The 12,948-nt window shown below is 57.4% G+C and carries 11 protein-coding genes; 4 read left to right on the top strand and 7 right to left on the bottom strand.

From position 1 onward, the window contains the following. Nucleotides 1-6: 6 nt before the first annotated feature. The 7 genes from ACESNI_RS14125 to ACESNI_RS14095 all read right to left on the bottom strand — a co-directional run bounded on the left by ACESNI_RS14125 (nt 7) and on the right by ACESNI_RS14095 (nt 8,878). Nucleotides 7-783, bottom strand: coding sequence for an ABC transporter permease (locus ACESNI_RS14125; RefSeq protein ID WP_373087974.1), 777 nt, complete (start codon nt 781-783; stop codon nt 7-9). A 5-nt stretch (nt 784-788) separates the two neighbouring features. Further along, nucleotides 789-1,691 carry an ATP-binding cassette domain-containing protein gene (locus ACESNI_RS14120; RefSeq protein ID WP_373087972.1) on the bottom strand — a complete coding sequence of 301 codons (903 nt, stop codon included), beginning with the start codon at nt 1,689-1,691 and terminating at the stop codon, nt 789-791. An 87-nt stretch (nt 1,692-1,778) separates the two neighbouring features. Beyond that, a complete protein-coding gene (locus ACESNI_RS14115; protein WP_373087970.1) occupies nt 1,779-3,305 on the bottom strand; it encodes a long-chain fatty acid--CoA ligase in 1,527 nt (508 codons plus the stop codon). Between the two features lie 18 nt (nt 3,306-3,323). Then, entirely contained in the window at nt 3,324-4,640 is a 1,317-nt protein-coding gene (locus ACESNI_RS14110; protein WP_373087968.1) for an MFS transporter, read from the bottom strand. Beyond that, nucleotides 4,641-5,738, bottom strand: coding sequence for an alanine dehydrogenase (locus ACESNI_RS14105; RefSeq protein ID WP_373087965.1), 1,098 nt, complete (start codon nt 5,736-5,738; stop codon nt 4,641-4,643). Between the two features lie 9 nt (nt 5,739-5,747). Then, entirely contained in the window at nt 5,748-6,203 is a 456-nt protein-coding gene (locus ACESNI_RS14100; protein WP_373087962.1) for a cyclic nucleotide-binding domain-containing protein, read from the bottom strand. 20 nt (nt 6,204-6,223) lie between these two features. Beyond that, on the bottom strand, nt 6,224-8,878 hold the full coding sequence (locus tag ACESNI_RS14095) for an ABC transporter transmembrane domain-containing protein (RefSeq protein ID WP_373087960.1): 2,655 nt from the start codon (nt 8,876-8,878) through the stop codon (nt 6,224-6,226). A 212-nt stretch (nt 8,879-9,090) separates the two neighbouring features. Here ACESNI_RS14095 and ACESNI_RS14090 point away from each other — a divergent pair, with 212 nt between their 5' ends. The 4 genes from ACESNI_RS14090 to ACESNI_RS14075 all read left to right on the top strand — a co-directional run. Next, nucleotides 9,091-10,365 (top strand): glycosyltransferase family 4 protein, encoded by a 1,275-nt coding sequence (locus ACESNI_RS14090; protein ID WP_373087958.1) that lies wholly within the window; start codon nt 9,091-9,093, stop codon nt 10,363-10,365. Further along, nucleotides 10,296-11,489 carry a glycosyltransferase family 4 protein gene (locus ACESNI_RS14085; RefSeq protein ID WP_373087955.1) on the top strand — a complete coding sequence of 398 codons (1,194 nt, stop codon included), beginning with the start codon at nt 10,296-10,298 and terminating at the stop codon, nt 11,487-11,489. Before ACESNI_RS14090 ends, ACESNI_RS14085 begins: the two co-directional genes overlap by 70 nt. Continuing rightward, nucleotides 11,489-12,070 (top strand): histidine phosphatase family protein, encoded by a 582-nt coding sequence (locus ACESNI_RS14080; RefSeq protein ID WP_373087952.1) that lies wholly within the window; start codon nt 11,489-11,491, stop codon nt 12,068-12,070. Before ACESNI_RS14085 ends, ACESNI_RS14080 begins: the two co-directional genes overlap by 1 nt. Then, nucleotides 12,067-12,948: glycosyltransferase family protein (locus tag ACESNI_RS14075; protein ID WP_373087950.1), on the top strand; the 882-nt coding region annotated here is incomplete at its 3' end. The genes ACESNI_RS14080 and ACESNI_RS14075, both read left to right, overlap by 4 nt.

The raw sequence follows: 12,948 nt of genomic DNA, 5'->3' as shown, positions 1-12,948 counted from the left end.
TTTGGATCAGTCGTAAAGCCTTTGCCGCAGCTTGCGATGGGCGGCGGCGAAGGAGAGGATGCTGAACAGGACAATATAGCCCGTATGTAGAAGGATTGCTGCTGGGTCCAGCGCGATGCCGGAGGATAGCGGACGGATGGCGGCGACCAGATGGGTCATTGGAAATAGCCAGGCGAGATACTGGATTGCATCAGGAAACCGGCTGATATCGAAGAAGACGCCGCAGAAAATAAACATCGGCGTCACCCAGAAGGTGAAGAAATAGCTGAAAAACTCATATCCCTTGGCGTAGGCCGTTGCCACAAGTCCGGCGCAGGCGAAACAGACCGCGCCAAGAAAGACAATCGGCAGAGCGATCAGCGCGCCGGAAAGGGAGGGGACCCCGCCCCAGATCAAGCCGACGAGGAGGACGCAGATGCCTGAAAACAGGGATTTCACCGCCGCCCACAGCACCTCGCCCATTAGCAACTCGGCAAGGGTGACGGGGGTGGACAGGATGGCATTCCAGTTCCCTTGCAGGAAGTAGCGCGTGAAGGCGCCGATGGACATCTCGAAACTGGCGGCGAACGCGGCGGAATAGGCAATCATACCGGCAACAACAAAGGTCAGGTAACTCATACCGCCCATGGTGTCGATGAACTGTCCCATGCCGAATCCGAAGGCAAACAGGAACAGGATCGGGTTGGCAACGTTGGACACGAGCGAGGAGCCGATCAGTTTTCGCCAGACATGATACTGACGGGAATAGACCGCGAACACATAGGCAGGTTCAGGTAATTGCATGGTGATCAATTCTCCCGAAGTCGGCGCCCGGTCAGGCGCAGGAAGACATCTTCAAGGTTGGCCTGACGGTGCATATAGGCGGCCTCGTCCGGAAGGTCCGCAATAAACTCCGGTGCCTCATGGACGAAATAGAGAACCGAATCGCCGATATCCTCATGATCCCAGCGATCCGGAGGGGAGGCGGCAAGATGCGGCTTCTGGACCTCGAACACATGGCCTTTGACATGGCGGTCAATCAGTTCCTGCGGGGTGCCCTGATCGAGGATTCTCCCGTCATCGATGACGACGATCTGGTCGCAGAGCCGCTGCGCCTCATCCATGTAATGGGTCGTCAGCAATAAGGTCCGCCCCTGCTTCTTGAGGTCGAGAAGCTGCTTCCAGATGAGGACGCGGGCCTGCGGGTCAAGACCGGTGGTTGGCTCGTCGAGGATAACCATCTCCGGATCGGCAATCAGTGCGCGGGCGACAATCAGGCGCCGTTTCATGCCGCCCGACAGGGCGTTGACCGGTGATTTCTGCTTATCGGTGAGTTGCATGAAATCGAGAAGTTTCGGCACCCGCTCGGCGATGACCGCTTTGGGCAGGGCGAAATAGCGGCCGAAGGCTTCAAGATTCTCAAGCACAGTGATATCCGGGTCGAGATTTGTTTCCTGGGGCACGAGCCCGATCCGCGCCTTGGTGGCCCGGGACATGGTCTTCACCGGCTCGCCAAAGACATTCAGCGTACCGCCGCTGGCGTCGGAAAGCCCCATGATCATGCGCATGGTCGTTGATTTCCCGGCCCCGTTCGGCCCGAGCAGGCCAAAACACTGGCCCGACGTGACGGTAAAATCAATCCCCTTGACGACCTCCAGCGAACCATATCTTTTGGTCAGGCCAGACGCCGTTATTACGGCAGGCATTTCCATATTCAACTTCCAACGAATGGGTGGCTCTCACAAGACGGTCAGATCGTTCTATAACAAACGCAAGGGCGCTGGCAATCCCCGTCGCGATCAGCCCGCTAATTTTTCGCGGAGGTCTGTCTTCAGGACCTTGCCGTAATTATTCTTGGGCAATTCATCGATAAAGAAATATTCTTTTGGCCGCTTGAACCTTGCAATATGCTCAAGGCAATGACGATCAAGCTCCTCGGGGGTTGGCAGGGTGCCGCTCTTCGCGACGACAAAGGCGACCACTTCCTCGCCCCAGTCGGCATGGGGACGGCCGACGACGGAGATTTCCTCCACCAGTGGATGGGTGAGTAGGGCCTCCTCAATCTCGCGCGGATAAATATTGGTGCCGCCGGAGATGATCATATCCTTGGACCGGTCCTTCAGGGTGAGGAAGCCGTCCGCGTCGAGGCAACCCATATCGCCGGTATGAAGCCAGCCGCCGCGCAAGGTTTCCTGCGTTGCTTCGGGGTTTTTCCAGTATCCCTGCATGACAACATCGCCGCGAGCGACGATCTCGCCGATTTCGCCGATGGGCAGGGGCCTGTCATTTTCATCGAAAATCCGCACCTCGACATCCGTGCGCTCCGTGCCGACGGAGGCGAGAATCTCACTGCGGCGGGGATGGCCCTCATCGCGGATCAGGGCCGCAGACAAACCGGTGATCGTCATTGGTGCTTCGCCCTGCCCATAAATCTGCACGAATTTCGGGCCGATCGCCGCAATGGCGCGGCGGATATCCGCTTCATACATCGGGCCGCCGCCATAGACGATGACCTTGAGGTTGCTGATATCAGCGCCCGCGAAGGCCGGGCTGCCGATTAGCCGGTGGACCATGGTCGGGGCGAAGAAGAAGCAGGAATTGGGGTAGTTGGCGATTAGCTCCAGGGTTTCAGCGGGATCAAACCCGCCGCTTTCCGGCGTAACCTGAATGCCGGCCTTGGCGATCAAGGGCAGGCCATATATGCCGGAGCCATGAGTTTGCGGCGCCGCGTGGATCACCGCATCCCCCGGCTCAATCGCCGTTACATCGGCGAAATAACTCAGCACCGCGGTCAGCAGGTTACGGTGGCTAAGCATGGCGCCCTTGGGCTTGCCGGTTGTGCCGGAGGTATAGAACAGCCAGGCAAGATCATCAGGGTCGGCATCCTGAAGCGCAAGCGGGCCTTCAGTTTTGAGTGCCTGATAGCTGTCATCCTGAACGGAGATAATCGCGTCCAATGCGGGCAACTCGTTCACCAGCGGCGTGAGCTGGTCGGCCAGCTCGGCGGTGGCAAAGGCGAGACGGCTATCAGAATTTTCGAGGATATAGCGAAACTCACTGATATGAAGCTTGGCATTAACCGGCACAGCAACAAGGCCCGCCCGCCAGACTGCCAGCAGGGCAATCCAGTATTCAGGATGGTTCTTCATGATCAGGGCAACCCGGTCTCCGGCGTCAAGGCCGTATTTCCCGCGTAGCGCGCCGGCCAGCCCCGCAACCTGATCGGCAAACTCCCGGTATGTCGCGACAATCTCCTTGCCATAGGCGAGCGAGGGCAGGGCCGGATAGGTTGTTGCGGTTCTTTCAAGCAGGTTTGCGATATTCATTTTCTTCCCCCCGGGCTCTTATGTGGCCCCATTTTTCTGTTCCATCGGTTGCGTGCGGGATAACCACCATAACAGCGCGAGGCCCGGAAGAGCCGCGGCGGTTGTCAGAATAAAAAACTCAAACCAGCCAACATGCGCGACCAGCCATCCGGCGGGCGAGACGAGCACCGTCCGCGCTACCGCCATCAGCGAGGTTAGCAGAGCGTATTGGGTCGCCGTGTAGGAAATATTGCAAAGGCTGGACAGATAGGCAACAAAAACAGCTGTTCCCATGCCACTGGCGACATTTTCAACGCCGATTGCGAGTGCGAGAAAGCGCAAGTCGGGGCCGATATTGGCGAGCGCCGCAAACATCAGGTTCGAGACCATCTGGAACAGCCCGCAAACCCAGAGCGCCCGGTACATCGTGCTTGCCGCCAACAGCCAGCCGCCCAGAAACAGCCCGCCGAAAATGGCGAAGGTCCCAAGGGTCTTCACGATCTCCGCGATCTCGATAAGCGTGAAGCCGGTCTGGATATAAAAGGCGTTGGTCATGGCGCCCGCCAGACTATCGCCGAATTTATACAGCACCGTGAAAAGCAGGATGACGAGCCAGCCCCGGCGGCTCATGAAATCCACGAACGGATCGCTGATAGAGCTTTTAAGCCAGGCACCATAACCGCGGCCCGCGGCGTGACCGATGTCGCCCTGCAGGCGGGATTCGGGGACAGGTTCGCGTGTGAACAGGACAGTGACCGTGCCGATCAGGATAAACCCGGCCATCACCATATAGGCGGCCAGCCAGCCGAAAAAATCAGCGACGATGAAACTGGAAAAACCGGTCAGCCACATGGCGACCCGGTATCCGTAGACATAGGTTGCGGCCCCGGCGGCCATGTTCTTTTCATCACAGATCTCGATGCGAAAGGCATCTACGATGATGTCATAGGAGGCCGAGGCGAAAGCGACGACAAGGGCGGCAACCGCGACGCTGAGAAGATGGTTTTTTGGGTCGCTGAAGCCAAGGACGAACGTTGCGGCAATCAGCAAGAACTGTAACAGGATCAGCCAGCTTCTCCGCCGCCCGAGATAGCGCGATAGAACGGGTATCTGGATATTGTCGATCAGCGGCGCCCATAGGAATTTGAGCGTATAGGGAAGGCCGACCAGCGAGAATAGCCCGATCGACGTCAGGTCCACATTCTCCTGTGTGAGCCAGGCCTGCAGGATGCTGCCGGTCAGCAACAACGGCACGCCGGAGGAAAACCCGAGCAGGGTGATGGCGAGAATGCGCGGGTCCCGATAGACGGATAGGGCCGCGATCCAGCCGGTCACAGGGTTGGATTTTTCCGTCATTTATTCGGACAGATAGTCGGCGGCGGCGGTAAATTTGCGGCCCTGAACCGTTGCTGCCTCCTTATGGGTCAGCACGCCGCGCGCGCAGGTCAGCCCCCGCGCGAGCCATGGGTCGCGGCGGCAGGCCTCCAATGGGCCATGCAGCGCAATGGACGTGATATGCGGCAGCAGCGCCGCCGCATAACCCGCAGAGGAGGTGACGGGAACCGCCCCCGGAATATTATCAACACAGAAATGCCGGATGCCGTCCTCGACATAGACCGGCTCCTGCCAGGTTGTCGGGCGGCTTGTTTCAATGGCCCCGCCCTCATCGCAGGAGATATCGACGATGACGGCGGTCCGTTTTAGTTTTGCAAGATCGGTGCGGCTGACAAGATGATCATCGCGATGCTTCGGCCACATGACACAGTTGAAAATCATATCAGCATCGGCGAGATGATCGGCGAGGTCGGTAATCGGCGCAGCCCGGAAGCTGGTATTATGCCAATCAAGTTCCGCCTGCTTGCGGGCGCCGGGACTGATATCGAGACCAACCACCTCAACGCCGAGCGATATCAGGGTGCGTAGTGCCCCGCGCCCGACATGGCCGAGGCCGAGGACTATGGCCTTTGCCGCTGGCGCGCCGAAATGTGCCATGAAATGTCGGCCCGTGCCGCCATGGGTGGCCAGCGAAAGCCGCACGCCTTCGAACGCACCGACTTCCCCGGCAAGCGGGCAGTTGGGCGAGCCAAACTGGTGCGTATCCTCGGCGGAAATGGCAATCAGGCCAACTTTCATAAGCTGATCAAGCTGTCGCCGGTCATTGGCGGAATGGATATTGGTCAGGAGAATATGATGCTCTTTCAGCAGATCGAATTCCGGCGGGAGTATTTCCTTCACCTTGACGATAAGCTCTGCCGTCTCATAAACCTCGGAGGCGGTCGATAAAATTGTGGCACCGGCGGCGGCGTAATCGGTATCCGATGCACCGGCAAGCAATCCGGCACCGGATTGCACAAACAGCTCGTTGCCGCCCGTTACCAGCGCGCGGACCTGCACGGGAAGCAGGGCAACCCGCCCCTCCTGGGCCTTGATTTCCGTTGGAATTCCTATTTTCATATCAAGCAGCTACTTTGCGGCATTTTCTTTGGCCTTCTGTAAATCATCGGTTGTCCGGACCAGGCGTTCGGCCAACACGCGCATCATTTCAATGGCCATTTCGGGGAATTCATTGAGCATCCGGAAAAAAACATCCTTTGTGATTTTAAGGGCCGTGAGTTCCGTTTCCGCCTTGATGGTCGCTGTCCTTGGAACATCTATCAAAATCGCGATTTCGCCAACCACGTCATTTTTTCCAAGCGAGGCGACCATAAGGGGTCCTGACGGAGTTTCGACAATCACATTTGCCGTGCCGGCCATGATGAAATAGGCGGCATCGCCGTTTTCTCCCTGCTTGCAAATGATATCATCGGGCTGAAACGTCAGACGTTCCGACGTAAATGCCAGCAACTTGATTTTTGACGGCTCTATTTTGGCAAATAAAGGTATCTGCCGGAGGATTTCAACTTCTTCTTTCAGACTCACCGAATTTCTCCCTCTGATCCTTAAGAAATCGCCAGCATTTCTTTATATGGCGCGCTTTCCTTGCGCAGTTTGTCGGGCGCCCCGGATTCGACGATCCTGCCGCCCCGCAAAATCATGACATGATCGAATTTCGCGGTTTTTTCGGCATGATCCAGCGACCATATCAGGCATCGACCCTCGAATTCTTTCAGGATATTTTTCATAAGACGGTTCTGGGTGGATTTATCGAAACCCGATGTCGCCTGATTAAGGATTAATATATCCGGATGCTTGATGATCGCCCGCGCGATACAAAGTTTTTGCCGCTGGGTCGCACTGAGCCGTCCCCCTGAGTTTCCGACGCGGAAATTCAGACCCACCGCGATAACGGCACTCTTCAGATCCATTTCCTCGATAACATCAACGAGAACGGCACCGACTTTTTCCGGTGCCTGGGCAAAGCCGAAGGCAATTTTGCCAAACAGGATATTATCCTGAACATTCGTTGCTGCATTATAGGCGTCAGAGTCAAAAAAAGCGACCTTGTCTTTCAGATGCTCCGGCAGTTCTTCGGCAAATTTATGCCGGGCCTGGACAATTTTGTCCTCGATTTCGTCAGTCAGAACCCCAAGACGATGACGGGACGGGATCGCCTTGAAGGGAAGCGACATGAACCGCAACCTGTCTTCCTCGCGCAGTTGATCGAGGTGGTCCCAGTCAATGCGGCTGATCATTGCCTGATACTCGGGAAGGTCTTCGGAGGAAATAAAGCCGTAAAGCTGGAAGAACTCGTGATCCGGCGGCAGCCCTGCAAAAAGTTCGATCATTAGCGAGGCGACCTGGTAGCCCATCCGCAGGAACGGCTCAGTCAGGCCCGCTTCCTCGATTATTTTCTGGACATAGCGGTTCTCGGCCATGCGATCAAAGTCGAAATCATCCCCAACCGGGGTTCCGAACAGGAGGTTTTCGGCAACCGTGGCATTGGTGTTGTACTTATCATGCTCGAAGGCCTCGATCATGTTTTTAAGGCTCGGGTCGGCCTCGATTTTCTCGAAGAACCGGCGCCGGGCCGAGAGTATCAACTCTGCCGTCTCTGGTGCTTTTTCAGGATCTATGGTACTGCGAAGACCGAGCTGGTAGACATCCTCACTTAAATCAACCATCGACATGACCTCAAGGGCGCGAATGTCGAGGGTGTCGGCGTCGGTCACCTTGGCCGAGTCATAGTCAAGCCAGTCCGCATCAATGTCATCGGCGGAATTTCCCGTTAGCTCCGCTTCACTGATATAGGTATCGCGAAGCGGCTGTTCTTCCTTGGAATAGGTTTTTTCGTGCAAGGGGCAATGCTTCAGCCCGAAAAACAGATTTTCCCCCAAGGTCGCATTAAAAACATATCCGTGCTGCCCGACATAGGCGATCTTGCGCCCGACTATGGCCTCTGGCGCGCTAACAAGATTGACCTCGCCGGCGAACAGCCGCCCCCTGTCCGGATCAATAAGCCGTGCCAGTACATGCGTCAGCGCTTCCCGGCCGGACCCCGCCGGGCCAATGATGGCAATGCGTTGATCAAGCTTGAAACGGGTACTCAATCCTTCCAGCAGGTGGGTGCCGGTGTCATCGATCAGGTCGATATTGCTGGCAACCATTTCCCCCGTAAGGCTCGGGATTTCTTCCGGTTCGTCAAGCTGGTTGCTCTCGTCGCGCATTCCGGCGGGATCGAATTGCTCAACCACCTGTTCATACTTGATGCGGGCATCTTCACGGCGCTGGTAATAGGCCAGTAATTCCTTCCAGGGCGCTGCCATCTCCTTATGGGCGCCAATGGCGGCGACCAGCGTACCGATCTCCAATGTGCCGTTAATGACCATCGTGCCGCCAATTGCGTAAAAGAAGAACGGTCCGAGTTGCTGGACGAAGTTATTCAGGAACTTGATGACGAATTTCAACAGGTAAATGCTGTATCGAACCGTATAAATCTCGTTCAACTGGCTGGAAAACCGGGCGCGCATGTATTTGGAGCCGTCGTGGGCATGCACCTCCTCGACGCCGCTGACGGTCTCGCCGAGCAGGTCCGAGAGGATCCTGACCAGTTGCACGCGCCGCTTGCCAAGAAGATTTACACGTTTTTGCAGCTTTGGGATAAAAAAGGTCTGTGCCGGATACAGGGCTACCGCCGCGAGCGCCATTGCCCAGTTCTGAACGACGAGAAACCCGACAATAACCAGCAGATACCCACCCTGGAATATCGGGAGGGCGAAAGCCTCGCCGATAAACCCGCCAAGCGGTTCAACCTCGCCGATGATCATCGGGATGATTTCGCCGGGACTCTTCTTTCTGAAGACTGGCATGGGAAACCGCATGATCCGCCCGTAAAGCTCGTAGCGGAGACGGCGCAGCATGCGTTCGCCGGAAATCCCCTGATAAACGTTTATGACATATTTGAAGGCCTGGTTGATAATAACCAACAACAGGAAAATGCCGACCATCAGGTACAGATAATTCTTCTGGTCGAACTCTACACCAAAATAGTCCACCGGAAACGAGGTATTATTTGCCTGAATGGCCTCGTTTATTATCAGCTTCGGCAGTTCAAGATAGTAATACAGGAATGGAAAAGACACGATTGACAAAACGGTCAGGATAATCTGCTGCTTCTTGCTGTAGCGCAGAACATACTTATAAATACTGTGTTCCATTGAACGCGGCCTGCCCAGCTTGCATAAACATGCCCCGTAGAAATCAGGGGTCACGGAGGGCGTAGTTTTTCACATATATGTCCCTTGCCGCAAGGAGGAAATTATTTGCCGCGTTTGCCCCGAAAATCAAATCCGGCTTTGTTTGTTGATATTTGCCCGGTCACAGCTTAACAAAGGTGCTGAACAAAATATTGTGACGTAACCGGAGCCTTATGCCTGTCCAGCCCGAAACGAAGCCTGTTGTTGCTATTGTCCTGAAGGGTTACCCCCGGCTCTCGGAGACATTTATCGCCCAGGAAATCCTGTCGCTGCAACGGCGGGGACTTAATCTGGTGCTTGTCTCCCTCCGTCACCCGACTGACAAGGCGGTGCATCCGATCCATCAGGAAATCACCGCGCCGGTCAATTATCTGCCGGAATATCTGTATCAGGAACCGCTGCGGGTTTTCAGGGCCTGGCGGAAAATCAGCCAAAGAAATGGATATGGCCGGGCGAAAACCGTATGGCTTAAAGACCTGAAACGGGACTTCACGCCCAATCGCGTGCGGCGGTTTGGTCAGGCACTGGTTCTGGCCTCGGAAATGCCGGAGGGAGCGGCTCATCTATATGCGCATTTTCTGCATACGCCGGCCTCTGTCACCCGTTATGCCAGCCTGATGAGCGGATTACCCTGGAGTTGTTCTGCCCATGCCAAGGATATCTGGACCTCGCCGGAATGGGAACTAAAGGAAAAGCTCGATGAGCTTGACTGGCTTGTAACCTGTACCTCCGTCAACGCGGACTATCTGCGGGGACTGGCCGCCGACGGGAATAAGGTCGAGTTGATGTATCATGGTCTTGATCTTTCCCGCTTTCCCGAATATTCGGCCCGGTCGCATAGCCGCGATGGGACGAACCCGGCCAATCCAGTGCAGTTTCTGTCGGTCGGCCGCGCGGTCAGGAAAAAGGGATACGATGACCTGCTGGCGGCCCTTGCCGCGTTGCCTGAAGACCTGAACTGGTCCTTTACCCATATCGGCGGCGGGCCATTGCTTGAAAACCTGCAGGCACAGGCGGTTGAGCTTGGCATTGCCGCCCGCATAGACTGGCGCCGCGCCCAGTCGCAACGGCAGGTTCTGGAGGCATTGCGCGCGGCGGATATTTTTATTCTGGCCAGTCGGATCGCGGAGGATGGCGATCGCGACGGTCTGCCGAACGTCCTGATGGAAGCACAAAGCCAGTCGCTTGCGGTGGTGGCGACGAATGTATCAGCCATCCCGGAACTGATCATCACAGAGGAGACCGGGTTACTGGTGCCCGCGCAGGACCCCGCGGCACTGGCGGCAGCGGTCCAGAGGCTCGCCCGCGCGCCGGAGTTGCGCGCCAAGCTTGCCGAAAACGGCCTTCAGCGACTTCGGCAGCATTTTGATGCGGAAAAATGGAATGGCCTGCTGGCCGCGAAATTTGTAAGGGTGACGACAAGCCCCGCGAAGGATCCGGCGCCATGAAGCTTGCCTTCTATGCCCCCATGAAATCACCGGACCATCCTGTTCCGTCCGGGGATCGGCGCATGGGCCGGCTCCTCTGGCAGGCGCTTGAATTGGCCGGCTATGATCTTGAGCTTGCCTCCGAAATGCGCAGTTTTGATCGGAGCGGCGATCCCGATGTGCAACATGCCAATGACGCCGCCGGAGCGGCGGAGGCCGACCGGCTTATCGCCAAATGGCGGGCGGAGCCTGCCCGCGCGCCGCAAGGCTGGTTCACCTATCATCTTTATCACAAGGCCCCCGACTGGATCGGGCCGCAGGTCTGCAAGGCATTGAAAATTCCTTATTTTGTCGCCGAAGCGAGTCACGCGCCGAAGCGCACGACGGGGGCATGGCAGCAGGGTTATGAGGCGGCGGCGGCGGCAATCGGGTCTGCCCGCGCCGTTTTTCATATGACAATGCTCGACCGGGCCTGTCTTGAGCCCCTGATCGCGTCTAACAACCGGCTTGTCTTCTTGCCGCCGTTTCTGGATATCGAGGCGTTTCAGCAGGCGGCGGTACCGGTTGATATTGCCGCCGAAATTGAGCGGAATGGCGGTCGCGGGGATAGGAAAAACCTTCTTGCTGTCGCCATGATGCGCGTTGGCGACAAGCAGGTCTCCTACGAGCAACTTGCCCAAAGCCTGGCCCTGTCGCAGCGGGAGGATTGGCAGTTGTTGATCATCGGTGACGGTGAGCAACGCAATACGGTAAGGCGGGTAATGGCCCCGCTAGGGCACAAGGTGGTCTATCTTGGCACCCGGGACGCGGAACAGTTGCCTGCTTTTTATGATGCCGCCAGCCTCTATGTCTGGCCCGCCCATGGCGAGGCTTACGGCATGGCCTTTCTTGAGGCGCAGGGCTGCGGCCTGCCGGTGGTTGCCGGAAACATCCGCGGGGTGCCGGATGTCGTAAAAGATGGTGTCACCGGGGTTCTGACGCCCGCCGGTGATTTAACCGCCTTCGCTAACGCCATTGACGAGCTGCTGGGGGATCCGGCGCGGTGCCATCAAATGGCGGAGGCCACCCGCGACTTTGTGGCAATGGAACGCAGTATGGCGAAGGCCGCGACGATCCTGTCGCGAACCATCGGGGGATTGATCTGATGGTCCGGCTCCTCCTCCTCCGTCACGGTAAAACAAGCTGGAATGCCGAGAAAAGGCTGCAGGGCCGCCGGGACATTGGTCTCAGTCCCGAGGGCAGGGCAGAACTTAGCGCCCTCAAGGTTCCGGCGGAGTTTGCCGGGTATCGCTGGGTGACGAGCCCGTTGCAACGGGCCCGCGACACCGCAGAGTTGTTGGGCGCCCGCGAGGCGACCATTGCCCCGGCGCTGGTTGAAATGGACTGGGGCGAATGGGAGGGGGAGACGCTGGAAAACCTCCGATCCCGTTACGGCGCGGAGTTTGAACGCAACGAGGCGCGCGGCCTGCTGATGTCCCCGCCCGGGGGTGAAAGCCCGCGCGCGGTGATCGACCGCCTGACGCCGTGGCTTAAAAACCTGCGTGAGGATACCATCGCGGTCACTCACAAGGGAGTTATCCGTGCCCTTAAATCCCTCGCCTATAACTGGGATATGACGGACAAGGCCCCCGTCCGTTTCGACTGGCGGGACGGCCATTTATTTGAGGTTGACCATGCGGGGAGACTGCGTCCGCTCCGCGTTAATATAAAGCTGGAAACGATATGACTGACCCATCACCCGCGATAAAAATCCTCTTCTACGTGCAGCATCTGCTTGGCATCGGTCATCTGCGGCGAACCGCAACATTGGCGCGCCACCTGATGCATAGCGGATTTGATGTCACGGTCGTCTCGGGAGGACACGAAATTGATGTCGATCTCGGCGGGGCGCGGCTTGTCCAACTCCCCGCCACCCGCGCGACCGATCTGTATTTCAAGGTTCTGGTTGATGAGGACGGGGAACAAATTGATGAGAGTTGGCGGGAGAAACGGGCGGCGCTGCTTTTGCAGCTGTATCACGAGACTGCGCCGGACATCCTGATCACCGAACTATTCCCGTTCGGGCGCCGTCAAATGCGGTTCGAACTTCTGCCCTTGCTTGAGGCGGCGAAGGCGGCCGCCCGTCCCCCGCTGATCATCTCCTCGGTCCGGGATATTCTGGTTGCCCAGACGAAACCCGGCCGCAATGACGAGATGCTTGGCCTTGTCGAGACATATTTTGACTATGTCATGGTCCATGGCGATCCCGAACTGATTTCGCTCGACCGGACCTTCCCGCATACGGCGCGGATCGAGGACAGGATATTCTACACCGGCTATGTTGTTGATCGTACGGGGATCAAGGGTGGGGACGATGCGCCCGGAGCGGGGGAGGTTATTGTTTCCAGTGGCGGTGGCGCGGTGGGGGAGAACCTGCTCAAAATCGCCATGAAGGCGCGGGCGTTGTCATCTGCCCGTCACCTGACATGGCGCATGATGGTTGGAACAACGGTCGAGCCCGAGGCGTTTGATGCGCTTGTCGCGCTCGCACCGGACGGGGTTATTGTCGAGCGGGCGCGGGCGGATTTCACCAGCCTGCTGATGAATTGCGCCTTCTCCATCAGT

The sequence above is a fragment of the Sneathiella sp. genome (assembly GCF_041689005.1).
Classification (GTDB): domain Bacteria; phylum Pseudomonadota; class Alphaproteobacteria; order Sneathiellales; family Sneathiellaceae; genus Sneathiella.
The sequence above is the reverse complement of the archived record's forward strand: the minus strand, read 5'-3'. Positions and strand labels throughout refer to the sequence as shown.